The 25116-nt window shown below is 35.2% G+C and carries 28 protein-coding genes and 2 pseudogenes; 11 read left to right on the top strand and 19 right to left on the bottom strand.

The annotated features are described in order from the left end of the window. Window positions 1–58: 58 nt before the first annotated feature. Both istB and istA read right to left on the bottom strand, forming a co-directional pair. Window positions 59–817: an IS21-like element helper ATPase IstB gene (istB, locus tag HPT25_RS26725; RefSeq protein ID WP_173066597.1), complete on the bottom strand. Its 759-nt coding sequence runs from the start codon at window positions 815–817 to the stop codon at window positions 59–61. Then, on the bottom strand, window positions 814–2334 hold the full coding sequence (gene istA / locus HPT25_RS26720) for an IS21 family transposase (protein WP_246277406.1): 1521 nt from the start codon (window positions 2332–2334) through the stop codon (window positions 814–816). Before istA ends, istB begins: the two co-directional genes overlap by 4 nt. 506 nt (window positions 2335–2840) lie before the next feature. Here istA and HPT25_RS26715 point away from each other — a divergent pair. From HPT25_RS26715 to HPT25_RS26685, 7 genes are all read left to right on the top strand, one after another. Continuing rightward, the gene (locus HPT25_RS26715; protein WP_173071696.1) at window positions 2841–3161 is read left to right on the top strand and encodes an immunity protein CdiI family protein; all 321 of its coding nucleotides are present in this window, start codon (window positions 2841–2843) and stop codon (window positions 3159–3161) included. A 519-nt stretch (window positions 3162–3680) separates the two neighbouring features. Then, window positions 3681–4148 (top strand): tetratricopeptide repeat protein, encoded by a 468-nt coding sequence (locus HPT25_RS26710; RefSeq protein ID WP_173071694.1) that lies wholly within the window; start codon window positions 3681–3683, stop codon window positions 4146–4148. Between the two features lie 385 nt (window positions 4149–4533). Then, entirely contained in the window at window positions 4534–5433 is a 900-nt protein-coding gene (locus tag HPT25_RS26705; RefSeq protein WP_246277405.1) for a hypothetical protein, read from the top strand. Window positions 5434–5718: 285 nt separating this feature from the next. Continuing rightward, window positions 5719–6027 carry a hypothetical protein gene (locus HPT25_RS26700; RefSeq protein ID WP_173071692.1) on the top strand — a complete coding sequence of 103 codons (309 nt, stop codon included), beginning with the start codon at window positions 5719–5721 and terminating at the stop codon, window positions 6025–6027. 438 nt (window positions 6028–6465) lie between these two features. Then, entirely contained in the window at window positions 6466–7086 is a 621-nt protein-coding gene (locus tag HPT25_RS26695; protein WP_173071690.1) for a hypothetical protein, read from the top strand. Window positions 7087–7950: 864 nt separating this feature from the next. Continuing rightward, window positions 7951–8307: a VOC family protein gene (locus HPT25_RS26690; RefSeq protein WP_173071688.1), complete on the top strand. Its 357-nt coding sequence runs from the start codon at window positions 7951–7953 to the stop codon at window positions 8305–8307. Between the two features lie 22 nt (window positions 8308–8329). Then, window positions 8330–8455: a helix-turn-helix domain-containing protein gene (locus HPT25_RS26685; protein WP_312857362.1), complete on the top strand. Its 126-nt coding sequence runs from the start codon at window positions 8330–8332 to the stop codon at window positions 8453–8455. A gap of 223 nt (window positions 8456–8678) precedes the next feature. Here HPT25_RS26685 and HPT25_RS26680 read toward each other — a convergent pair whose 3' ends face one another. Together HPT25_RS26680 and HPT25_RS26675 are read right to left on the bottom strand one after the other, a co-directional pair. Next, complete coding sequence (locus HPT25_RS26680) at window positions 8679–9890, bottom strand: MGDG synthase family glycosyltransferase (RefSeq protein WP_173071686.1); 1212 nt, start codon at window positions 9888–9890, stop codon at window positions 8679–8681. Window positions 9891–9990: 100 nt separating this feature from the next. Continuing rightward, window positions 9991–10266 carry a hypothetical protein gene (locus HPT25_RS26675; protein WP_173071683.1) on the bottom strand — a complete coding sequence of 92 codons (276 nt, stop codon included), beginning with the start codon at window positions 10264–10266 and terminating at the stop codon, window positions 9991–9993. Between the two features lie 464 nt (window positions 10267–10730). Between HPT25_RS26675 and HPT25_RS26670 the strand changes: the two genes are divergently transcribed. Then, on the top strand, window positions 10731–11306 hold the full coding sequence (locus tag HPT25_RS26670; protein ID WP_246277404.1) for an undecaprenyl-diphosphatase: 576 nt from the start codon (window positions 10731–10733) through the stop codon (window positions 11304–11306). 52 nt (window positions 11307–11358) lie between these two features. On the opposite strand, the pseudogene HPT25_RS26665 reads toward HPT25_RS26670, so the two are convergent. Together HPT25_RS26665 and HPT25_RS26660 are read right to left on the bottom strand one after the other, a co-directional pair. Continuing rightward, window positions 11359–11502, bottom strand: a pseudogene (locus tag HPT25_RS26665) (recombinase family protein); the annotation flags it as partial. 51 nt (window positions 11503–11553) lie between these two features. Continuing rightward, window positions 11554–12561, bottom strand: coding sequence for an N-acetylmuramoyl-L-alanine amidase family protein (locus tag HPT25_RS26660; protein ID WP_173071680.1), 1008 nt, complete (start codon window positions 12559–12561; stop codon window positions 11554–11556). A 665-nt stretch (window positions 12562–13226) separates the two neighbouring features. On the opposite strand from HPT25_RS26660, the gene HPT25_RS26655 reads away from it, so the two are divergent. After that, window positions 13227–13619 (top strand): hypothetical protein, encoded by a 393-nt coding sequence (locus HPT25_RS26655; protein ID WP_173071678.1) that lies wholly within the window; start codon window positions 13227–13229, stop codon window positions 13617–13619. Window positions 13620–14003: 384 nt separating this feature from the next. Here HPT25_RS26655 and HPT25_RS26650 read toward each other — a convergent pair whose 3' ends face one another. From HPT25_RS26650 to HPT25_RS29195, 4 genes are all read right to left on the bottom strand, one after another. Further along, window positions 14004–14975, bottom strand: coding sequence for an aldo/keto reductase (locus tag HPT25_RS26650; protein WP_173071676.1), 972 nt, complete (start codon window positions 14973–14975; stop codon window positions 14004–14006). Window positions 14976–15048: 73 nt separating this feature from the next. Then, a complete protein-coding gene (locus HPT25_RS28895) occupies window positions 15049–15282 on the bottom strand; it encodes a Rossmann-fold NAD(P)-binding domain-containing protein (RefSeq protein ID WP_246277210.1) in 234 nt (77 codons plus the stop codon). Next, the gene (locus tag HPT25_RS26645; protein WP_312857350.1) at window positions 15248–15628 is read right to left on the bottom strand and encodes an SDR family NAD(P)-dependent oxidoreductase; all 381 of its coding nucleotides are present in this window, start codon (window positions 15626–15628) and stop codon (window positions 15248–15250) included. Before HPT25_RS26645 ends, HPT25_RS28895 begins: the two co-directional genes overlap by 35 nt. After that, complete coding sequence (locus HPT25_RS29195; protein ID WP_281368215.1) at window positions 15562–15789, bottom strand: SDR family NAD(P)-dependent oxidoreductase; 228 nt, start codon at window positions 15787–15789, stop codon at window positions 15562–15564. The genes HPT25_RS26645 and HPT25_RS29195 overlap by 67 nt, the downstream gene beginning before the upstream one ends. A 146-nt stretch (window positions 15790–15935) precedes the next feature. Between HPT25_RS29195 and HPT25_RS26640 the strand changes: the two genes are divergently transcribed. Then, window positions 15936–16406, top strand: a complete 471-nt coding sequence (locus HPT25_RS26640; protein ID WP_173066621.1) for a MarR family winged helix-turn-helix transcriptional regulator — start codon at window positions 15936–15938, stop codon at window positions 16404–16406. Between the two features lie 104 nt (window positions 16407–16510). Then, window positions 16511–16777 (top strand): amidohydrolase family protein, encoded by a 267-nt coding sequence (locus HPT25_RS28530; protein WP_217269739.1) that lies wholly within the window; start codon window positions 16511–16513, stop codon window positions 16775–16777. A 439-nt stretch (window positions 16778–17216) separates the two neighbouring features. Here the strand turns inward: HPT25_RS28530 and HPT25_RS26635 are convergent, their stop codons facing one another. From HPT25_RS26635 to ltrA, 9 genes and pseudogenes are all read right to left on the bottom strand, one after another. Further along, window positions 17217–17675, bottom strand: a complete 459-nt coding sequence (locus HPT25_RS26635) for a hypothetical protein (RefSeq protein WP_173071674.1) — start codon at window positions 17673–17675, stop codon at window positions 17217–17219. A gap of 148 nt (window positions 17676–17823) precedes the next feature. Further along, a complete protein-coding gene (locus HPT25_RS26630) occupies window positions 17824–18525 on the bottom strand; it encodes a GNAT family N-acetyltransferase (RefSeq protein WP_173066618.1) in 702 nt (233 codons plus the stop codon). A gap of 677 nt (window positions 18526–19202) precedes the next feature. Continuing rightward, window positions 19203–19691, bottom strand: coding sequence for a hypothetical protein (locus HPT25_RS26625; protein WP_173071672.1), 489 nt, complete (start codon window positions 19689–19691; stop codon window positions 19203–19205). A 157-nt stretch (window positions 19692–19848) separates the two neighbouring features. After that, complete coding sequence (locus HPT25_RS26620; protein ID WP_173071670.1) at window positions 19849–20409, bottom strand: hypothetical protein; 561 nt, start codon at window positions 20407–20409, stop codon at window positions 19849–19851. 254 nt (window positions 20410–20663) lie between these two features. Continuing rightward, window positions 20664–21121 (bottom strand): annotated as a pseudogene (locus tag HPT25_RS26615) (hypothetical protein). Window positions 21122–21126: 5 nt separating this feature from the next. After that, entirely contained in the window at window positions 21127–21915 is a 789-nt protein-coding gene (locus HPT25_RS26610) for a hypothetical protein (protein ID WP_173071668.1), read from the bottom strand. A gap of 515 nt (window positions 21916–22430) precedes the next feature. Then, complete coding sequence (locus HPT25_RS26605) at window positions 22431–22961, bottom strand: GNAT family N-acetyltransferase (RefSeq protein WP_173071666.1); 531 nt, start codon at window positions 22959–22961, stop codon at window positions 22431–22433. 303 nt (window positions 22962–23264) lie between these two features. Beyond that, entirely contained in the window at window positions 23265–23435 is a 171-nt protein-coding gene (locus tag HPT25_RS26600) for a hypothetical protein (protein ID WP_173071664.1), read from the bottom strand. Window positions 23436–23665: 230 nt separating this feature from the next. Next, complete coding sequence (ltrA, locus tag HPT25_RS26595) at window positions 23666–24994, bottom strand: group II intron reverse transcriptase/maturase (RefSeq protein ID WP_173071662.1); 1329 nt, start codon at window positions 24992–24994, stop codon at window positions 23666–23668. Window positions 24995–25116 lie beyond the last annotated feature (122 nt).

The raw sequence follows: 25116 nt of genomic DNA, 5'->3' as shown, positions 1-25116 counted from the left end.
GTGTTTGGGGTTTTTGCCCCGGGGAGGGGCCAAAACCCCAAACACCTCGCGGCTTCGGTTACCCTTCCCCGACTTCTTTTTGCTTCATACTTTGACGAAATCGATATGATTCACCATTTAGAAGGTGGATGTGTGACCGATGCGTTAAACGGTCCAATAATGCTGCCGTCATTTTTTCATCACCAAATACGGTTGTCCATTCCGTAAATTCAAGATTGGTCGTAATGATCACGCTTGCCCGTTCATATCTGCTAGAAAAGAATTGAAATAAAAGTTCTGCTCCCATTTTTGTGAAGGGGACGTACCCTAATTCATCAATAATGATCACATCGAATTTGAGCCACTTTTTTTCTAATGCCCCAATTTTATGCTCTTCATGGGCCATCAAGAGTTCTTCTACCAACGCAGAAGCGGTAATAAATTTTGTTTTATAGCCGTTCTGAATCATTTCTATTCCAAGGCTAATAGCTAAATGTGTTTTCCCAGTGCCACTATTCCCAAGAAAAATAATATTCTCCTTTTTCTCAACGAATTCTCCTTTGGCAAGAGTGATGAAACGGTTCCGATTTAAGCTCGGCATTAAACTAAAGTCATAAGTGTTTAACGTTTTTTGAATAGGAAAAGAAGCTTGCATAAGGCGTCTCTGTTTTTGGTTTTCTTCCCTAGTTTGAACCTCTGCTTCTAATAATGCCAATAAGAATTCTTCATAGCTGAGATTTCTTTCTTCGGCTTCTCTCGCTAGAGAGCGATACTGTTTAGCGATTGTAGGAATCCTTAATTGCTTTGTCATATGGTCTAATAATAATTCTGTATTCATTTCATCTGACCCCCAGTTAATTGTCCATATTGTGCTATGTTAGACTTTAGAATTTTATAGTCTAGTAGATTAGTTGGCGTTTTTTCTCTTGAAAGATTTTCAAGCATGAAACTGTTATTGGTGAGCCTTTGGATTTTTTCATGGACTACTTCATACCTAAAGACTTGCGTCTTTTCAGCTTCTAGAAGTGCCTGTGTTAATTTCTCCATACCAATTTCTCGATGAAGGAGGAGGAGTCGAACAAATTTCCGATCACCTATGGCTCCTTCTTGTTCTCTCATCTTTCGATGGAAACGCCTGAACACTTCTGGAATATCAGATGATTGAAATGCATGTGCATCTCGTACTGCACGTGGTTTTTTAACCAATATTTCTAAATAATGATCTAAAATTGTAAACATTTGATTCTGTTCATAGGAACGGGAATGTTCAGCGATCACTTCATTTTGAGCCACAATGATCAAACGGTCGACAAAAATTTTTGCCCATACCGTTTGTCCAACAAAACGACACGGCACAGAATACTTATTGGTCTCAATCGTAACCAGTGATGTTTTATCCACTCGGCAGGAAACGAGTTTACAAGCTTCAAATCTTTTTTCTGGGAGTGGGTGAAAGTATTCTTTTTCTTTTTCCCACATCTGGGCTACAGTTTCTTTTGTGTAAGGAACAGTTCTTTGTTCGGCTTCTTTTAAACACCATTCCAATAGATAATCATTTAATTCATCCATTGATTGGACATTTGGTAATGGAACGAAAGCGTTTCTTCGTATGTATCCAACATTGCCTTCGACACGCCCCTTTTCATTCCCTGAGCGTACATTACAAAATTCTGCTTTAAACAAATAGTGAGCTTGTAAGGCAAGGAATGCTTCCTGTTCTAATCGATCTCTACCTTGGAGAATTTTTTCCACAGCTGTTTTTAAATTATCAAAAAGACCTTCAGTTGGAACTCCACCAAAAAACTCAAACGCATGGACAAAACCATCAAGAAAAGCCTCTTGTTTGAGATGGAGGTAGGCTCTCACAAATCGTACTCGACTAGCAGAAAGCTGAATACAATAGAGGTAAACACGTTGAATTCGACCCTGTAGAAATATATCCGCCTCTCCCCAGTCGAATTGGAATTGGTGGCCGAGTTGAAAATCAAGAGGAATGAAGATTTCCTGAAGCTTCTTTTTGCGTTTTGCGACAACCTTACGAAGATTTGATTCTGACCCTTTAAATTGATATTCATCTTCTAATCTTCTAAAGATCCGGGCAGCTGTGTGTTTTTGTTTTCCCCATCGCTTAAAATCCTCTTCAAGCCATTGATCTATGATAGGAAGGACACGTTTGATTTCATCTGAACTTTCCTTTTTTCCATAAACCTTTTGCCTATTAATTGTTGTTGGCGGTTCGTTTTGTTTAAGATATTTACTTACAGTATTTCTTGAAATACCAAGTTTCTTGGCAATCTGTCGCTGAGACAGTCCTTCTACCTCTTTCAAAAATTTGATATTATGAAATTGAGCCATATCGATCATCCTTTTTTCCTCTCTTCAATTGATAAGTGGTCACTTTCAATCATAAGAGAGGTTATTAAAATTGGAAATCGGGTGGCTCATTTTTTATGTGATCGAACCATTTAAAAGTGGCTCAATATTAAATTATCAAATACACTTCAATAAGGGAAAAGAAATATAATGTTATTTAAACTCAAATATTTAGGTGGTATGCAATGTTATTACTTATGGCTATTGTAGGAATTTTGATTGGAATTTTTCGTTTTATTCATTCGATAATAATAGGAGAAAAAAGGAAGCTATATAATTCGTTACTGATGATATTAATTTGTGGAATTGTTATCTTTCTGTATTATTTTCACATATTTTAAAATTCCTTTTTAAAAGACGGTAAACGTCTTTTTTTCATGTAACAGTATAAGTTGTCCTCGTAAAATTTTTTCCTGAACGGGTGTGACACTGCAATGATCTTCAACAAACTAGTGAGTAGAATATTTTTTTTCGGGAGTTGACTTTTTATGTTAAAAGATGTTTGTAAATGCAAATTTACTAATTCATTTAAATTCGAAGCAGATTTTTCAGCTGACCCCATTTGGTGTAATGTATGTGGTTGTAATCTTGATATAGAGGATTTCCCTTTATCAGATAAATTACAGGAAGAACTATTCGAATGGGGATCGGAATATGGTAAATGGCTTGACTTAGAAACGGATTCATTAAAAGAAAATGGATTAAAGGTAGTGGAAAAACACAATGAAAAAGGGTTGCAACTTTTTAAAGAGGTAAAGAAACAGTTAGGAGAACAATATCCAATCGAATTTGTTCCATCCCGATATTGAAAATAATTTCCTTTCTTATTGAAGTATCGGAGGCTTGAGTTTAACAACAAAGGTAGTGTGATTTTTTGTGGCGTTAAAGATTATAATTAATTCATTAGTTTTAACAGTAGTGCTTTATGTGACTACTGTTTTCTTACCCGATACATTCCACTTTAGTATAATTGCATCAAAGTGTATGTTTTTTACAATTGCTGCTGGAATCTTAATATTCTCTAAAGATAAATGGTGGAGTAAGCTCATCTCTTTAATTATTGCTGTGGTAATGGATATTTTATTTATTATTATATTTAACTCATAATAAAGCTTGTTTTCGCTATTTTCTTATTCCACTATCGGGCGCAATTCTGTAGCAAGAATTGTGCTATTTATTTAAGTTTAGGGCGCTTTTCCAGAGCAACAAAAAAGCCGAATTTCTTTCTTAATATTGCCAGCTTTTTGTTTATTAAATTAAATGGTAAGTCTGGTGAAATAGTTTGTGCTAAAATAAAGTAAAATATTACCTTATTGGAGGGCTTCAAAATGAAGCAACCGTTTTTTAATTGCCTAAATAACGGTGATATTAAGAGTGCAGAAATCATTATCTTAAGTCAACCAAAAAATGTTGTTCAGGAATGGTTAGTGGAATATGGATTTGATACTAATTCGATCACTGCATATACTTTTGCATGGCAGATGATACAGGAAGACGAGTCTGCCGATAATCATTTTTTTGCAAGCACCTTAATGGCAACAGCACTTTGTCATATGACAGGTGGATATGCAACTGCACTTTATCATGCACGTCGAGCCGTAGAACTTAATCCGGAAGATATTGATTTGTGGGAATGGTTACTTTTCTTTTATGAAATACCTGACAAATTGGTGAGTCGTGAGGAAGCAGAGGTCATTACCAAGAAGGTTTTGGAAGTAAAACCTGATAGTGAACCAGCCAAAGCAACCCTAAATTTTGATACGTGGTATCAAAATAAAAGCAGAAATGATCATTGATTTGGTGCGTTCGTTATTCAGCTAAAGGGCGCGAATATGTAATAAGAAACCCTTAGATTTAAACGATTTTATTGTTATATTTTTAAGTGCAGTGAAGTATTTTACATCAAAAATTTAACAACTTTTTAACCCCGTCTTAAAATCAGGAACGGGGTTATGCATGTTTTGAGACTTTGTAACATTTCGCGACTAAAAAATCTCCCTTTTTTATGAGTGGCCCAAAAAAGAACGAATTCTTTCCATACTCTATTATGGATATCGTAAGATATGGAAATAAAAGTAAGTCTATGACCTATTTTTACATGTATCTCGGCTGAACCCCAGGTAGAGTTTAAAACAGCTAAATGAGGATTTTTGTGCTATCTTTACATTTTTTTACATCTGTATGGCGCTTTTTGGACTTATCTCGGACTTACCCCAACCAAAAGTGAATGGTGGGTTAGGGTTAGGGACAACCATTACTAGTGTCATTTTTCTTGTAGCAATTTTAGCAATCATCATTTTTCTTGCTGTTTCAAAAATTGATATAAATGCAAAAAGTGAATCAGCAGAGACAATTCATGCAATTGGAAACAAGAAAAATGTTTTGACACAAACCATTATAGTACTATGTATTTTCTTAGTTGTTGGTATAGGAGGCTATATTTGGCGCAGTAATAGTATAGCGCAAACCAATTCTCCTCAAGCAACATTAGCTGGGCAATTAACCGATTTTATTAAAATTGAAAATGATATGCTTAACAGTGTAAATTCAAATAACTTTACTTCTGCCAAAAAAAGTGCTGACAATTTGGAACATCAATGGGACACCTCTGAAGCGAAGCTTAGAAAAATTGATGGCACCACTTGGACTAAAATAGATGGAACCATTGATGTGGTTTTAGCATCGGTTCGTTCTTCAAACCCTGATGCCAGTAAGTGCAGAACTGCTCTTAACAATTCACTAAGTGTTCTAAATGGAGCAAATAAACAAGCAGCAAAAAGTGGTTCATCTCAAAATTCTTTAGCTGGACAATTAACTGACTTTGCTAATATTGAAAGTGATATGTTAAACCATGTAAACTCAAAAGACTTTACTTCTGCGAAAAAAAGAGCCGACGATTTAGAACATGAATGGGATACATCAGAACCTAAGCTTAGGAAAATAGATGGCACGACTTGGACGAAAATAGATGGAACCATTGATGTGGTTTTAGCAGCAGTTCGTTCATCAAACCCTGATGTCAGCAAGTGCAAATCTGCACTAAACCATTCTCTTAGCATCATAAATGGAGCAAATAAATAAAAATCAATAGGAATCGCAAATGCGGTTCCTATTTGCTTACAAAAAATTTTATTATTGGGCTTTAGTCAAATAAATGGATGATCTAACTATTAGGACATATAAGGTAATTCACATTAGGAAAATATAATGAATTTTTTGGAGTTTAACTAAACATCTAGATTTAGAAAAAGAAATTCCTTGAAATCAATTACATAAATTCACAAAAAGTACTCAAGCTTTTATTAAATACATTTAAATTCAGTTATAGTAACCACAGGTAGAAACTATTGGAGGGAAATAAGCTGCATGTATTTTGTTAAAGAACGCGCATTGATTGAAAAAGACATTGAATTTATCATTACTTATACAGATAATGGCTTAAAGAATGTAAAAAAGTACGCCTGTCAATTACTTGCGATATCGGAAAAAGACTTAGTATTTTTTGCTTTGGATCATCTGAGTTTATGGGAATTCGAAAAAGAACTTCATCTCCGAATTGAATCGACCGTATCAATTGATACCTTAGAATACAAAATTGAAGGTGTATCTACCATTGTGGACGGGAAAGAGGCAGAACAAATTTTTCTCTCATCCTCTTATGAGATATTTAATTGATAGTGATTTTATCAGCGAAATGACATATTGTCTGGAACTGTTGCAAAAATTCATGTTAAATAAATCTCGGTGTCTTTTTTATGTGCAACAATAAAAGGCAGGCTTTTCTCAAATTTTCAACTTATTATCTAGATTGAAAATAATAAAGTAAACCTTGGTAAATGTCTAAGTCCCTATATCGTGACATATGGAAATAAAAGTAAGAATATTACCTGTTTTTACACGTATCTCGGTTGAACCCCAAACTCAACGGGAGCTAATATGCTCTTATTTTTCTCTAGTAAAAAAGCAGCCGAAATGGAGCAATCACCTTCTGTTTGCTTGTTAATTTAATTAATTATTAAAATTTCCTTAATTTAATTTGATGGTCATAGTTTGTTCAAAAAATTTGGCTATATTGAATGATGTAATCCAATTTTATTGAGGAGGTTCTTTATTATGAAAGTTAAGTCTAGCTTAATCGCACCTGCATTTGCAGCAGCTTTATTAGTACCTGCCGTTGGGACTGCAATCGCCAATCATAAAACTAATTCTACAAAATTGGTCTCAACCGTCCAAAAAGAGGATCAAAAAGAAGGTAAACATGAATGGGGAAAAGGCAAGAAACAGAAAGAGCTTACAAACATTATCAATCAATACGCTACACCACAACTAAAGGATCAATTAACAAAGGATATGGCAAACCGTGAAAGCTTAATGAAGCAATTAAGACAAACACCAGGGATGCAAAAGCAAGAAGCCCAAGAGAAAACGCAAAGACAAGCATTTTATAATGCTCATAAACAAGAAATTGATGCCATCCATCAACAAGTTAAAGATGGAAAATTAACAAAGCAACAAGCACACCAAAAATTAGAAGCACTATTCGGAAACCATGAAGGAGAAAATCATGAAAACGATAAAGGAAAAGAGCAAGGAACACGTGCTATCTATAAAGAACTAAAAGCAGCCATTCAAAAGAAAGACCAAGCTGCGATTAATGGTGCTTTAGAAAAAATGGATCAAGAATTACAGAATTCTAATCAGCAATTACAACAGAAAATCAACGCTAATAAATAATGTATGAATAACATAACGCATGGGAATCTATTTTCTGTGCGTTTTTGTTTGCATACAAAAATGCCTACCACTTTGATTAAGGGGGTATAACCCATCCCACTAAAAGGTTCATTTTCCAAAGATGAACTAAAAAAACACTGATCGTTCGAGCTAAAGTAAGTTCTTTATCATTTTTTTTATCAGTTATTTGACAGATTAAAGTTTATTTCTTAATCATCCCTCATAACTTCTTAAAAAAAAACTCATATTTCCACCTCATTTCTACACCATATTGTAACAAGAATGATATAGCTTACCATTCGAATTTTTGCTTTTTAATTCCGTTAACGGTTTAAAAGTCTCGATAGTATAAACGTCTATGGGAATAATCATGTATTTTGATAAAAAAATAGCCCTCAAGAGAGCAAATCTCAGGGGGCTAAAAAAACTATATTAAAAGGGGGTTCTATGAAAAAGTCTTTCACTTTTATGCTTATATCATACCTAATTAAGCTTAACAAATTATTAATTTAGAAAGGATCATTTCAAAACGGATAGCCTTTAAAAATTGGATAAGTCCTTCAGGATTTATATAAGACACCCTTTAAGATTCCAAGGGTCCGTTTTTAATCAGAATATTCAAACGTTTCATCGTCTCAAATGTTCTATTAATAAGAAAGAGTAACATTTTCATATAAATTCTCCAAAATTTTAGTGGTATATTCATCATTCAACATCGTATTAGGTTGTCTTATTTAAGGGGTTTAGAAAAATATCATTTTGATTTCAGTATCCACGAAAAAATTATAACAGGAATGGAGATAATGAAGTTGTCAGCATAAATATCTTTTTAGCCGATGATGAACAGGAGTGTGAAAATGAAGCATGATTAATGCTGCACACATTATTCTTTATAGTACCAAACCAGAGGCTGACCGAGTCTTCATTCGTGATGTGCTCGGTTTATCAGGGATTGACGCAGGTGATGGATGGCTGATCTTCAAACTACCGCCTGCCGAGATCGCCGTGCATCCTACAGACATGGTGGGAAAACATGAGTTTTACTTTATGTGCGATGATATAGAAAAGACACTTACAGAACTTACCGCTAAGGGCGTCATAATCTCAGAGCCGATCATTCATCATAGTTGGGGTAATCTCGCTTTCATTAAACTTCCAAGTGGGGCTGAGCTCGCGATATACCAACCACATCATCCTACAGCTTACAACATTGAAGGCTGAAAAAAACGCGTTAATCTAGGGCGTGGCAAGTGGAACACCTATTACAGGTATTGCTCAAATTTGGGGCGTTTCCAGAACAACTGTTTATCGATTTCTAGAAAAGAAATTCACTTTGCTTCTGTATCCCCCATCATCTTTTCTCACTTAGGTCTGCTCCTTTGCAGTCTATAGCAGAAACCCTGTGACTAGGCCAAATATACTCTTATTTTAAGCTTTATTTTGTACTATAAGTAAATATAAAATGCCTCATTTCTTAGCATTAAAATTGAGTAATTGAACTTTTTTGTTACTCCTGAAAAGCTTACCGTATAAAAATAACAAAAATGGCTGATTTTTTCTCAGCCATTTTTGTTATTTTTATCTTTAATTCATTATCCAACTCTCCGAATTAACTTTTTTAAAGGCTTTCTCCGTTTGAACTTTTTAAAAGATTTCCTTGTAGCAAGAACTAGAGGAGTTCTTCTTCTTTTCCTTGATTTCAACGTTGCTTTTTGGGCCGACATGACATAATCTAAAATATCCTGTGCAGCATGTGGATTGATAAACTTTCTTTGAGATTCCATTATTTTTTTCAATTTTTCTCCATCATTAGCCAATAACTGATCGATAATCGGTTTCAGATATTCGTTGGCCTGACAGTACACACCTAAAAGATGTTTTTCTGCAAATAACGGATTATCTTTTTCCTGTCCTGGCAGTGCTCCTGTAATAATCATTGGTAAATTTGTTGCAACCGCTTCGAACATGGTATTTGGGCTTCCTCTCATGATGCCAATATCAGCAGCAAGCATGAGATCCTGAATGTTCTGGGTGAAGCCTAAAACTTCTACACGTTTATCAAAACGAGGTTTCAGGAAATTTTCTAAATCTGCTTTTAATGTTTCATTTCTTCCCGCTATGATGGTCACTGTGCAATCAAAGTGATTAAGCAGGTTTTCCGCAATCGCATTCATATCCCCTACGCCTTCGCCCCCACTCATTAATAAAAAGTTATGTTCAGATTTACTTTCAAATGGTTTTCTTTTATGCCCTAGGAATCGCTCACGAACAGGGAATCCTACAACATGAATTTTTTCTTTAGGCACGCCATACTCTAAGCATTTTCTCTTTGCTTCTTTAGTAGGGCTTAAAATAAAGTCAGCTCTGGGATCGCACCATAATGGATATATATTAACCAAATCCGCAATAAGAGTACCAAAAGGAATTTGAATTTTTTCTTTTCTTAAAATGTTAATGACGGAACCGTTAAAGTTTGGGTGAATCGACAGGATTACATCCGGTTTCACTTCGTTTAACAAAGCCATAAAATTGTCTTTAATCAGATTTTCTACACCTTTATCAATCGCATATGAATTCAATGCAGAAACATGCCATATTGCATTCCATAATTGGGTAGAATATCTTGTAATTGGACCATATGATTTACCAATATTTAATAATGCTGTTCCTCCTAATGAGAAGCCATCCACAACATGTATTTGTGTTTGTTCGTTTTTTTCGATTTTTTCCTGCAATGATTCAGCTATGCTTTTATGCCCGTGACCAGTGTAATCAGATGAAATTATCAGGATTTTTTTATTCACTGTTTCAATTTTTCCCTCACAATGACTCATATTTTAACACTTGTTAAAAATAATTTAACCATTTTGATTTTATAAATGCTTAGCGTAGAACGGAATTTTATTAAGCTTTTGCCTTTAATCCACTTATTATTAACAGACCATCTTTCAATATAACGGAACCAATACAGTCTATATAGTCAGCAAAATCATTCATAAAGTAACCTCCCGAATCATATCGAAAATCCTCTTTTACAAGTTCCAAAGGAAAATGAATTTCAAAATTATAGAACTCCTGATAATCATCAGCTTTCCAAGTAGTTACTTCTATGCTGTTCCCCAATTCAACAGTGGCAGGCTTTATGTAGAACGAATAATTTTCATCACATGTATACAACATGTTCAAAACCTCCTTTTTTTGTTTATTGTCCCCTAATTTTATAATTCATATAAATTTTTAAATTCAGATAATAATTCAAAAAACGAAAAAAATTCACCACTTAACAACACATAGCCCTATTCCCCCTTCAGCTGTTGGTTTACTTGTATGCTAGTCTATGAACAAAATATAAAAAAGCTCAGTTCCAAACAGACTGTTCCGGCATTACTTTCTCTGTATAGAATAGGCACCGTGACTTTTACTTCCAAGGTAGAACTTAGTTCGTTGCAGCCCAATATAGTGGCCATCCATATTAAATTAAAATCTAAGATGTTTCAGGTGTTAGAAAAAGGTATAACTGTATATTTTTTTGTAGAAAATATGAACTAACTATTAAGCCTGAACGAGTAGAAACGCTTAGAAAGAGATGAGGATTAATGTTTCATGCTTCTTTTACAAACCCTTTTGATATATCGTTATATCATTTGATTAATGGGCTGGCAGGTCATAATTATATTTTAGATGACCTTATGATTTTCTTTGCAAAGTACGCATTGGAATTTTACGCATTATTATTTATCATTGTCTGGTTTACACTTCCTAAACGAGATATCCAATATCGACATGCACTCGTTATCGCAGGTCTGTCAGGTGTTTTGGCACTTGTAATTAATGTATTAATCTCATTTATATGGTTCCGTCCTCGGCCTTTTACAGTATTTCCAAAAGGTATATATATACAGCTTATTCCCCACAGCGCTGACCCTTCTTTCCCTAGTGATCATGCATCCGGTAGTTTTGGTTTTGCTTCGGGGTCTTGGGGGCACAAATGGATTAGCAGAACCTTTACGGTAATCGCGATTATTGTTATGTTTTCTCGTGTTTATGTAGGCGTCCATTATCCTACAGATGTATTAGCAAGTTTAGTGGTTGGTGTATTTTCCGGTAAAATCACGAGACGATTTTCACTCCTACTTTTTCCAATAACCTCTTTTATTGCAAAAGTCTTTAAATATGGACCATTGGAGAGGCATGTCATTTCAAACAAGCCTACCGAATAAATATCGAAGATAATGTTTAATATGTTCTGATCGCATATTGGTACTACTAAACACTAATAATATCCCGTTCTAATTCAGCGATACTTGCCATTGTACGAAAGAAAAACTTCTCCATTGCTGTTGAAGTGTCAATACTGTTAGTAATTGATACAAAATATACGCCTAAATCGCTGAACAATTCACTAAGTTTAATTAGTGAGGTTTACCGTATGGGGAGCCAAAAAAAGCCGGTCGTGTTCTCGGCTTTTTATTTAGTATTAGATTGAAAATAGTCGAGTAACCCTTGATAAACGCCTTGAGCCACTTTATCACGATAAGCAGCGCTTTCGACCACCAATTCCTCATTTTGATTGGAGAGGAAGCCCAGCTCGATCAGAGTGCTTGGTCGCGAATTGTTGCGTAAAACACTTAGGTTATCGTATGCTGTTCCGTCGGAATTTGATCCTGTTGTTTTGACGACTTCCTTTAAAATATCCGACGCTAAAAGGCTACTGGAGTGTAGATAATAAAAATCTGTTATTCCATTTATGGATGGGTCGCTCGACCAATTGTAGTGCACGCTTATGAAAGCATCCGCATTTTTTTGATTTGAGATATCTGCCCTTTGTTGTAAAGGAACATAACTATCATCCGTCCGGGTCATAATGACATTGGCACCTGCGTTTTCAAGCTTCTGTTTAACAGCTTCGGCCGTTAATAAGGTCAATAATTTTTCATGTACTCCATCGATTGCTGTTGTCCCATCATCTTTCCCACCATGCCCGGGATCGAGCACAATTGTTTTCTCATTAAGGGACTCCTGACTATTTGGGGAAATCGAAGGAACCATCGTTGGAACATTGGAAATATGATTTGATTGTGTCGATTGAGTTTGTCCCTTTTCGTTGAAAGCAACTATTTTTCCTACTATTGGTGGACCTTCAATGGCAGGTGCGTATTTAGTGATGTATTCTTCATACACCCACCCCTGAACACCAGAAGAAGACCTCATTTTTGCCCATCCGGATTGTTCCTCTTGAACCGTAATTTTTGCCCCCATTTTTAAATAACCTATAATCTTGCTGCTTAAACTTGGATGCTCTCGAACGTTTAATAGGTTGGCTTGTACGGTTGCTGCTATACTCTGATTAGCATTTAATTGCGAAGAAGACATATCTGCAAAAGCCGTTTGTTTTTGGGAAGGATTGAAAAATATGGGTGATAGAACAAGAACACTGCAAACAGCTAGTACTTTCTTTACATGAATTGTTAGCACTTTAGTAACCTCCATCCTTTTTAACCTATAAATCTAGGATGGACAGACTTCCGTCAAAATATAATCTATTAAAAACTTTTAATAATTGCATTCATATTCGTCTTCATGTATCATTTCGGGAAAAATACACGGTTAGACATATTTTAAACATAAAAAACCGATTTCTTACACGTTAAGCAACGTATGTTCAGTAAGTCCTCCTGTATGAAACGCAGATGCACTCCATTTTCTTTCTAAAAAGGCCGATCATAATTTCGGGATATCCCAAAATTGAATTTATAACCTTTTAGGACTACAAGAACTTGATTTTATAGGAAGCATGAAGACATCCCAAAAGGTGTACCTTTTGGTACGTAAACTGATGTTGCTGACGAGCTCAAACGGCAGTATCTTTTACGAATGTAAAAAAAGCCAAAAGCTTGCATATAAAAGCACCCGATAGCATTCCGGTAGATCGTTATTTTTCAACTTTGAAAAAAATAGGGCTTCTCAGTAAGATATGAGTATAGACACCACTCTAACTCACACTTTAAGAGGAACCCTCCTATGATTTTAGCATGCCTAACTCTTACATGTATAGTGAGACTAACAGCAAGCTATTTTACAATTTCTAATTGGTGTATAATAGCGTGAAGAAATTGTATATTAACGGGGTGGTAATGAAAATGAAGATTTTGTTTGATGAAACTTACACTTCAAATGACGGAAAACGAACAAGCAGGAATATTTGGTATGGAGATGCTGATATATCTGTTGATGGTGAATTTGGAAAAATCATTAATCTTAATGAAGATTTTATGGAAAATTTATGCGAAATAATAAAAAATGACTTATCTAAAAATGCAGCAAATAAGCCTACTGTAACTAACTGGTATATTTATGGAAGTGGTGTAACTCCGGACACTATTGGAGACAATATCCGTCCGACAATTATGGTTCGTGAGAGGTCTGACGAGTTTATAACTAATTTTAATATCAGTGACCACGATTTTGCTGTAAATATTGATGCTATTCTGTTGTTTAAGGCGGATTTTGAAAAACGTCTAGCTAGTCATTGATGATAATATCACTATAAGCATTTTCTAACTATTTGAGGGGATGATTTCATAATGAATTCATTCTCTTTTTTCATCTGGTGGGAGTTTTTTTGTGTGGAGGAAAAAGACATTTAATAATTCAGATTGTGAATAATTACACTTAAATTAAACTGCACCGTTAATGGAACAAGGAAAGCGACTGCTCATATTGAGCAATCGCGCCCGATTGTTGAAGATTGTTATTGAAGTAAAGCTACCCGTTTGTTTAAGTATTTCTTCACAAATTAGCCCTTTTTATAGTTCTTTTATTACAAGAGTGCTAACATTAACCCTTACCAATTAAGAAAGATTATATAAAAAAGAGCGAACACCTTTTAAGTGTTCACCCTAAGCGCAGTTGTGAATTTATACCATTGGATGTGGTACATAAAGTTCTTCTAAACTCTTAATCTCTTCAGATGTCAATTTGATTGATAACGTCGACACTGCATCTTCGATATGGCTTATCTTGGTCGCCCCAATAATCGGTGCTGTGACCCCTTCCTTTTGTAATAACCATGCAAGTGCGACTTGTGCGCGTGGAATACCTCGATTCGCAGCAACCTCTGCCACTCTTTCCGCCACTTTGCGATCGGCTTCTTCTGTCTTGGTAAACAGGTCCTTTGCTACTTGGTCATTCTCTGATCGAGAGGTCTGTTCATTCCAATCTCGGGTTAATCTACCTGCAGCAAAAGGTAAATATGGCGTAACGCCAACTCCATCATCTTTACAAAAAGGTAGCATTTCTCTTTCTTCCTCTCGATAAAGTAAGTTAAGTCTATTTTCCATGGAAATGAAACGCGTCCAACCGTTGCGTTCTGCCACATGTTGAGCTTTTGCGAACTGCCAAGCTGACATGGTGGATGCTCCGATATACCTTACCTTGCCTGCCTTAACTAGATCATGAAGTGCCTCCATTGTCTCTTCAATCGGTGTGTTAGGATCCCATCGATGGATTTGATACAAGTCGATGTAGTCTGTACCCAAGCGTCTTAGACTATTATCAACTTCCGTCATTATCGTTTTTCGGGAAAGCCCCATTGCATTTGGACCTTTACGCATCGGAACGAATACTTTTGTAGCAATGACAACTTCGTCACGTCGAGAGAAGTCCTTTAATGCTCGCCCAAGAATTTCTTCACTTGTGCCGTCAGAGTACATATTAGCGGTACTGAAAAAATTCATGCCCAATTCAAGGGCTTTTTTAATGAGCGGTCTGCTATTTTCTTCATTTAGTGACCATGGTGTATTTCCTCGTTCAGGTATGCCAAAGCTCATGCTTCCAAGACATAGTTCTGAAACATCCAAACCTGACTTTCCGAGTTTTTTATATTCCATTTGTATAACTCACTCCTTCAGTATTATGTCAAAAATTAATGATGATTTATTTAAAATCATCGAGAGACTCCCATCAGCACCACGGAAGTTGACGTCTCTCATTAGAAAACATGCCTATATGACCGCTCCCGTCAAGAAGAGCAAGGCTCACCGGATGACGAGCTGCCTGTTGAACGGTTCCTGTTCCTTCCAAATTGTTGAGGTCAGTTGCGGTAAAGCCCGGACATACGGCATTGACAATACCTGTTGATGCAAGTGCAAGCGTAATGGCGTTAAGGGCAGGTCTTTGAAGGGCTATAAACTGCACCGAACATTTCTCGATGCGAATAGTTGGGGTCCGCGTTGAGTGTTAGCGATCCTGATCCACTCGAAACGTTGACGATTCGTGCAGCAGGAGCTTTACGAAGAAGCGGTAGCATCGCTTGTGTGACAGCAATTACACCAAATACGTTTGTCTCAAACACCGTGCGTACCTCATCGTTAGATGCAACACTTGTTTTTCCTGACTTACCTACATCTTCAAGTTTCATTCCAGGTTCACCCCCATGCGATATGCCCGCGTTGTTGATAAGTACGTCGATTCGACCTAGCTTATTACGGATACATTCTGCTGAGGTCTCGATAGAATACTGATCGGTAACATCAAGTTGGATGGCCCGTACATCTTCCCCAACGCTAATTGCTGCCTTTTTCCTTTTTCAAAATTGCGTAACCCAACAAGGACAGTGAATCCGTGTGCCTCAAGATCCTTTGAGATTTGAAGACCAATTCCCTTATTAGCTCCAGTAACCAAGGCGACAGGTTTAGAATGCATTGTAAAACTCTCCTTCCTGCGAACAACTTTTGTCGATGCAGTTAAATTCTTTTTATCAAACCATGCATTTAACTAAGGTTGATGTATCAACCTAAACTCACTTTACCACCTTGTAGTTGACGCGTCAACAATGTTATACTCCATTTATGAATAAAAAAATGATAAGTGAAGAAGAAATGCAAATTTGGCATATGTGGAAAAACTCTTATAAGAACATTTTTGGACGCGTAGTAAAAGACATGTTCGAGCAAACTGGACTATCGGAGGGTGACTTTGGTATATTAGACCGATTGGATCTTTATGGAAAAGGTAAACTACGTCAACAAGAATTAGCAAACTCAATCGATTGGACCAAGAGTCGGTTGTCCCATCATTTAACGCGGATGGAAAAACGTGGACTTGTTATAAGGGAACCATTAGATACTGAACGAGGAGTCCAGGTAATGATTACTTCGTTCGGAAAATCAACTTTGGATGATGCCCGCCCTGTCGTTTCCATGGCAATACGTGAGCATTTTTTAGATTTATTAACCGAACAAGATATTGAGTTCATTACTAATCTGGCGGAAAGAACAAAAGCAAAGCCTTCATCGTCTTGTAATACTCCACCATCTTAATTGCGTTTTTTGATCTTATTCAAACGATAGGTAATAAAAAAGCTGATTTTCCTAATTTGGAAGATCAGCTTTTTCTACTTTGTGAAGAAATGCACCTATGCTAGTTGAGTAGAAGAGAATCTCTCTACCGTAAGGCAGATTTTGTTCTCCCCCCTCACAGAATCGTGCTTGCACTATTAATGCACTCGGCTCCTAATTTTCTTGGAGATCCTATATTTGATGAAATATTTACTGAATTGAATAAGCGTAAAACGCTGGTTCACATACATTCAAGTTCACCACCAGCTTCATTTATACGTCCTAAATATATTGTTTCTGATTTTATGATTGAATTTACGTTTAACACTACTCGTGCGATGACAAATTCTTGATGGATCCCATCGAACGTTGCCCAAAACCAATGCTTTTAAACAAACCTTTTTACTTACAACAATCATTCTGTTGGTATCTTCAATATGTGGATTTTTTACAGACAAAAAAGTTATAAATGATGAAAAAAATCAGATTGAAATAGTATAAATTCAGACCTTATTTAGAGGTTGGGAACTATTAACTCCAGCCTCTTCCCTCTAAAGATAATATCTTCTCATCCTACCAATAGGTTGTTTTTTTGAAAATGGGTCCTTATTTAATCCATCTATAGCAACAAGGATTCTTTCTTCATTAAACACGCCAAATATTCAATTTTATAGAGAGTCTTATTCCGTTAAATGGCCCTAAACATAAAGAAAGAGCATAATTCTGTTAAGGAATCGCGCCCGATTACGGAAAATCATTGCTTAAATCTTATATATGAAAAGCTCAGGTTAGTTAAATTTTTTCGATTTTGCAAATCCACCTATAAAAATTCAATATTATAATTAACAGAATTGGGTCAATAAGAATAGAGTATTCCAATTTCCACCACCCGTAATTGAAGTACCCCCAAGGTTCTGGAAGTAACGCTATTTCTTCATAAATCACCATAAATACTAACCATAAAATATAATAAAGAATTCTTTTTAATAATTGAGAGTTAAATGGATACCAATTCAAAAACAATATATTTACTGGTGGTAAAAGCATTGTAGTCGTTGGTAAACCTCTCCAATCAACTTCTTTTGTGAAATACCAGTAACCGTGATATTTTTGGTCAATAAACAAATCAGCAAGTAATTGTAAAGTAACAGTGAATAGCCATATATGAACAATTTGATTTTTTGTAAGCCTATTGTTTGATATAAATGCAATTAAATTAAAAAGAATAACAGCAATAATTAGTCCAATCATAAAAATATCCTTTTTTATTTAATTTCCTCTGATCATTGTTCAATTATTCTGCCATTTAACTGATTAACGACAAAAAATGGACTGTATCAGTCCATTTTTGCTCAATTCTTGCGCCCGATTGCTTTAATAAATGCAAGTAATTTTATTCTTATTTCTTAAATGCTTCTAATCTTTGAACTTGGACTCCTTTGTCATCAAAGTTCTCTTCGGCCAACCATTGAGTTAATGCTTGTTTATGTAAAGGCCATTCTTCTATTAGCATTGAAAACCAGCTGGTGTTTCGTGAGCGTTTTTTATAGATAACGGCATTTCTGAAGGTGCCTTCATACTGAAATCCTAAACGTTTTGCTGTTTGAATGGAAGGAGCATTAAAGGAATCACATTTCCATTCATAGCGCCGGTATTGGAGTTCTTCAAATACATACATGGCTAATAAATAGTGTGCTTCGGTAGACATTCTTGTTCTTCTTAATTCATCCGAAAAATTAACACTTCCCACTTCGATTACCCCATTTTCCTGATCTATCCTCATTAAACTAAAGATTCCAATCGGTTTGTTTGTCTCTTTATTTAACACGGAATAATAGACGTGTGTGCTGCTTTCTATTTTTTCTAGTATTGTCTGTTCAAACGATTCATAGTCGTGAGGTGGTTCGTAGGATAAGTATGTCCAATTACTAGGGTGAGAGTTTTTATAGGCGTTATAAAGTTCTTTGGTATGTGTACGAGATAATCTAGTGACAATGGTATACTTTCCGACATAATACATATCAGAAGGGAATTCTCTTTTCTGCCAATTGGACAACTCCTCACCAATTTGCTGGTTGTATTTGTTTATTCTCTGATTCATTTAATCGCCACATTTCATTACATTATTTTATTACAGTATAACTTGTTAAGAATAATTAATCACCTAGTGTTTAATTATTTTTCCCACAATATGGCCCTTTAAATAAAGAAAAGCACATTTCTTGTTGCAGAAACGCGCCCGATTGTTGAAGATCGTTATTGAAGTAAAGCTACCCAGGAATTTTAGAAAACTTCTTCAAATTATTTTAAACATTTTTCCACTTTTCAAAAAAGGGATTGCTTCCTGAATAACAGTTAATATAAAATTAACAACAATTGGGATTTTTGCGTTTTCAGGAGGTTTTATAATGGATTTTAAGAGCTTTATTGTTACGTTTAGTTCACTCATATTAGCAACATGCTTGTTTTACTCAATTGGGCATTTGTTTACAATCCCTTGGCTAATGTTTCAGCCAGTAATTAAATTTAATCAAAAAGGTTTTCATATGTTTATCGGTTCACTAACGCCATTAATTTTGGGGCTAATTGTTTGCTATATTACTGAAAAGATATATATCCATATAAGACATTAATCTATTCTATCTGGGGTACCACCACATGCCAATCAAGCTAATAAAAATAAGATACCCCCAAAACGAAAAAATGGAGAAATTTGCACAATACCCTCACGTTTAGGGGTCTAAATTCTTAACTTTTTGGCATGTAATATGTTCCAATTTACTTCGATATTTTAACACCTATTAGAATGTTGAATAACACCTCTGATTCCCCTTTTGTAAATTGAGCATATTCTTGCTTACCTCGAACCATCACCAAATGGTTTCTATCAGGGGTAATACTAATTCTGTACAACACTTCTTTTGCTTTTATATTAGGATTATTATTTTGAAAAATAAATTGATAGTCAGGTGGTTCAGGTATATCGCTTACGGAGATCCACTTCTTCTCATTTAGAATCTCTTTCACTTTACGGGCTTGCTTTCCATCTGTTATTTTTCTAAATTCTTCAAAATTACTTTCATATTCTTTACCAATATGCTTTTGAACTATGATGAATTGGTCTTCATTGGCAGATGAAGGCTTGTTGTCTATTCCATTTGCTACCCAAGTTGTGGAGGACGTTCCACCAGGACTATTATGTGAGCATCCTGTTGGAAACGATACAAAGATGGTTAATAAAATTGGTATCAACAATAAGTTTCTCAATTCGAGTGCTTCCCTCCTCTTATTGTATTAATATTTATATTTATTCACCATAATTACCCATTTGTTATTGATTTTAACTACCCATTTAGTGCAATTAAAAAGAAAGCTGTCATAGCTACCTCCATTGTTAAACTTAAGCGCTCGTTTAGTCAAAGAACTACCTTTTATTATTAGGTGCATAATCAATAGAATTAGCTATTTCAACTAAAGTTTGAGGAGTGACTTTATCTGAAATTCTTTTATTTATACCCAGCATATACTGCCAATTATCTTTTTCAAATATAAGGATATTAGAAACCCGAGTTACCATATAAATAGCTTTGTTCCCATCCTTTAGCTCATATGTTTTTATTGCGTCTTTATTATTTATAGATATTCTATACTTTGCAGGACGAACATCAACTTGATAATGATTTTCGGGTGATTTATCACTTATAAACATAACTTCAAAAGTATCATTTAAATCACCATCTAAATCACTAAATCTCCCAAAAATATGAGTAAAAGCAACGGGGGGTACTCTACACGGTAATCTCAATTTTCGTTTATAATGCTGTTCAAAAGCCTTTAAAACTTCGTCAACAGATTGATAGCCGATTTCAAAAAGGTTTTCCTCATAAGTTGGAGATTTATCGTTTGAAGCTGCAAAGACTGTCCCAATATTAGGAGAGACTAAAACACAAGAAATAATTAACATAATGCAAATGATTTTTTTCATACACACACCCAATCATTCGAGTTTTTAGGTTAGTTTCCCCAAACATTAAATATGTATGTAACTGATTCATTCCCTTCTTCAACAAACCTGCCATTTAACTGATTAACGACAAAAAAATGGACTGCTGATACAGTCCATCATTGCCCAATTCTTGCGCCCGATTGTTGAAGAACGTTATTGAAATAAAACCCCGTTTGTTCAAGTTCAATTCTTCAAAATCTTTAGTTTTAGATACATGTTTAACAAATAATAAATCATTTTACTTTTGCTACACCTAATGCAAAATGGCTCCAAAGTATATCTTCTACTAATTCAGCTTGTGATTCTTCACAATCAACAATTAAGATTACTTCAGAATGTTTTCCTTTTAAAACCCTTTTCCTTTTCTTTATTCGCAATTCCATAAAAAGCAGAATAGCAAATCCAAGAACAAATCCAACAAATCCACTTATCAGTCCACAATAAATGGGTCCCCAAGCCAATTTAAATCCAATACTGGCGCCAATAACTGAAAATGCAGTGCCAATCCCCATTCCTATATCAATCAGGCTTGTTCCGTCTGAGCGATGAAGGGTATCAAACATTTTAGGTTCTTCTGCTCTATTATCCAGAGGAACAGCAAATATACTATCTTTTTTAATCCCTTTTTTTCTAACGTTGAAATTGCCATTTCTAAAAATCCAGTGGTTTCAAATGTTGAAAATAACTGCACATCTATCACTTCACTTTTTGCCCTTTTAGTATTTTGAAACTCTTCGATTGATAATTCTCGATTAAATGATTCCTTAAATCTTTTTCAAATAGTTTGTTATTCTCAACTGTATTCATATAAGAATCATAAGCTGCAAACCCATAGTGTGAAGGGATAAAAAGGAGCCATTCTGGATTTAAAACCGAAGTTGCTTCTTTTACTTTTCCTAAAAACAAAAGTACAACAGCTTCTTGAACATGAGAATAATAAAAAAATACCACTAACCATATAATGACAAAGAAAGCAGTTAAAATCCTATGTATATAAAGTTGCCCTAGCCCGGGGATAAACAAAGACCACATAAGGGAAAGAATGGGATTTCGCTTATCTAAGTAGTTAATCTCTAACGAACCTAATGAAAATGAATTAAAACGGTGTTCCTCTCGCTCGGTTAAAAGATAGATCTTATTCATATCTACTGTTGTCCTGTAACTATCCCAAATACCGAAAAGGTAAACAGGGATATACATAAGAAGCCATCTTGTATCTAATACCTCTTTCGCCATGTCAATATTCCCCTGAAAGGAATAAACCATGGAAGAATTAACATGTGATTTAACATTAATAACAACTTCCCAAATAAATAAGGCATATCCTCTAAGATATTTAGATAATAGCATATGCCCGAATCCTGGAAACGCAGCGGACCACCATGCTATGATATAAGGATTTCTTAAATGCAATTGGGTTGTTCCTAAAATACTAACATGGGCTTTATACCGTCTGGCAGTATTATCATTTGTATAGTTGTTCATCTAATCCACCTTAAGAAACGATTTATAATATATTTCCAATTGTGGGATAAATTTATGCCTGTCCTTATTATGCTAACTTTCCTCGTTTACTTTAAGTGCGATTCAATAAATAGTTATTTCCACAATAATAACCCCATACATAAAGAAAGAGCACAATTCTGTTGAAGAATCGCGCCCGATTGTTGAAGATCATTATTGAAGTAAAGCACCCTTAGCATCGCTGGGAATGGAGTTATAGCTGCTCTATTGAAGAGGAACTGAGTAGTAGTAATTTCGGAAAAACAATTTGTAGATGGCATTGATGGGGTACCACCAGCAAAACGCAAATTTACAACGTTAAGGAGATTCCAAAAGGAAAAAATCCAATTTCTCAGTATTAAAATTGAGAAATTGGGATTTTTGGTTACTCAAGAAAAGTGCCCGATTACGGAATAAAAGGTTTAAATTTATTGAACAGTATGTTCGGACTTACGACCAATAACTTTTTCTTGAACTATGATTTCCCTAAAACAGATTTATTTTTGATTTATTTGAAATAGAACATGTTTTCTTAATGGACTATCTTCCTCAACTTTCGGGTGATTAAAAGTTTTAATAAAATTCATACCGATTTTTATCATTACGTTTTTCGAAGGCTGATTAACATCGGCTGTAAAACTATAAATATCACTAAAATCCAATTCTTTAAATCCATATTGTAAACAAGCTGTCGCCCCCTCGGTTGCATATCCTTTTCCCCAAGCCTCTTTTTTTAATCGCCATCCAATTTCTATACACGGTGTAAAATCAGCCTCAAATGTTGCCCTATGAAATCCTATAAACCCTATAAAATCTTTATTTTCCTTTACTTCCACTGCATACAACCCAAACCCACATTCTTTAAACTCGGACATAATTGATTTATAGAACACATTTGTTTCTTCAGATGATAAGGTTTTAGGAAAATATCTCATAACCTTTTCATCCGCATTTTGTCGACTAAATGGTTCTAAATCGGTTTCTTCCCAGTCACGTAATTGCAATCTCGACGTTTCTAAATAGATCATTTTACACCTCCAAAGAAGTATTATTGGACGTTTAATTACACTATCCTGCCTTTTAATTTAATAAACAAAAAGCCGGCAATAGCAGCCGGCTCTTCAAGTATTGCGCCCGATTGTTGAAGATCACTAAGTTTCTATTAGCTGGTTTAATGGAATAACTAAAATAATATGATTTCAATCATAAAATCAATTAATTACTTTTTACTAAATCCCCCCCGTTAGCTAGATACCTCATTGTTACTAAATTCTCTGTATATATATTAATGCAATTTTCTAAGGTAACAAAAGTTTCCTATTTTTCTTTTGTTATATTGTACTTTTATTTTTATAAGAAGCGATAGTTACACCAATTAACCCTCCAACAGTGGGAAGAAAATCGTACCACGATAACCACTCAAAATTACCTTTATATAAGCCGATAATACTAAAGGTAACTATAGCACTTACACAAAACCAAATTATATTTTTCCAGCTCATACGGAACCCACCTAAAAGCATGATTTACTTTAAATTATTCCACACACATCTTGTACTTTCCTTCTTACATCAAACTCCGGTTAGCCTAATAACTTTAACAAAAAACGCGTTAATCTTTCTTCGATTAGTCGAGTAGAAGGGAGCCTTTCTACCTTACGGTAAATTGAACTCCATTCCCTCCCAGAACCGTGCTTGCACTATTAATGCACACGGCTCCTCCTAGTCATCATTCACAGAATGTAGCTAATCTCTTTTCTTAATTCATATATATTCACTTTAATTCTTGGTGAAGGTAGTGGATATTTATCAAGAAATAGTCTGAATTTATCCCATGTAAAGGATTTTCTTTGACTTCTTCTGTTGAGCCATTTAAACAGTAAGTCCTCGATTTTGCACTTGAAGTTGCTAACATTTAGGATATTATCAGTGATGCAATAATAGTTGTAATAACCAATAAGCGAGCGTCTAAATCTGTCCATGATTATGTGAATATTCTTATTCCTATTCTTCTTCAGCCATTCTTTAGACTCTTTTAATTTACCTTGGACTTTCTTCCTACTCGATTTCCGTTTCACCCGAAAGTTCCCTTTTTTGCTTTTCCCACAATAGTGTGTAAAGCCTAGGAAATCAAAGGTTGCTGGTTTACTGTTTCCCTTTTGATTTGTATATTTCTCCGCAAAACTCCCGAAGGGAATAATTTTGGTTTTATCCTCGGCAATTTCCAAGTTAAATTTCTTTAATCTAAATTTTAATGATTGGAAGAACTCCTGAGCTTCGCTCTGATATTGAAAACAGCACACAAAATCATCAGCATACCTTACTATATATGCTTGTCCCTTGCATTGTTTCTTGACCTTTTTCTCAAACCATAAGTCGAGGACATAATGGAGATACACATTGGCTAATACCGGGGATATTACTCCACCTTGCGGTGTGCCATTATCTGTTTTATATTTCTTCCCTTCCTCCATGTATCCACCTTTAAGAAACCTACCAATTATTCTTAGTAGGTTAGGGTCAGCAATTCGCAGTTTTAAGAACTCCATCATCCATTTGTGGTCAACGTTGTCAAAGAATCCGCGAATATCGACATCTACTACATAATTTACTGACCTCTTTTCAATATAGAAGTTCAGTATTTTCAAAGCATCATGGCAGCTACGATTTGGGCGAAACCCAAAGGAACATTCTAGAAAGTCATTTTCATAGATGGTATTAAGTAGCTTCGTAATGCCTTTTTGAACAATCTTGTCCTCATATTCCGGTATTCCTAGAGGTCTTTTCTTGTTTGAATTGAGCTTCGGAATATACATTCTTCTTACTGGAACAGGACGATAACTGTTGCTTTTAAGCCTGCTTACTAACTCCTCAATGTTTTCTTCTAAATTTTCATCGTACTGCTCTTTAGTTATACCGTTAATCCCGGTTGCTTTCCTATTGGGCAGTTCATAATGACATTGAGTTAGTGTTTGCTTATTTAATAGATGTGCAAGAGATGTAAATTTCATTTTAGGTTCAGACTTTGCTAATTCTGCTATCCTTAGTAGTTTTGTTTTCATTTAAAATATCTACCTCTGTGTGTAGTAAATGTGTCTCTAGTAAGGGTGATATCTAGGTAGCAGCCTTTCCTCCATCGGCATTACCCAACTTCATTGGTACTACGCTGCTATCCGACTCCCTA

The organism is Neobacillus endophyticus (assembly GCF_013248975.1).
GTDB lineage: Bacteria > Bacillota > Bacilli > Bacillales > Cytobacillaceae > Neobacillus > Neobacillus endophyticus.
This window is presented reverse-complemented; position numbering and strand designations above follow the sequence as displayed.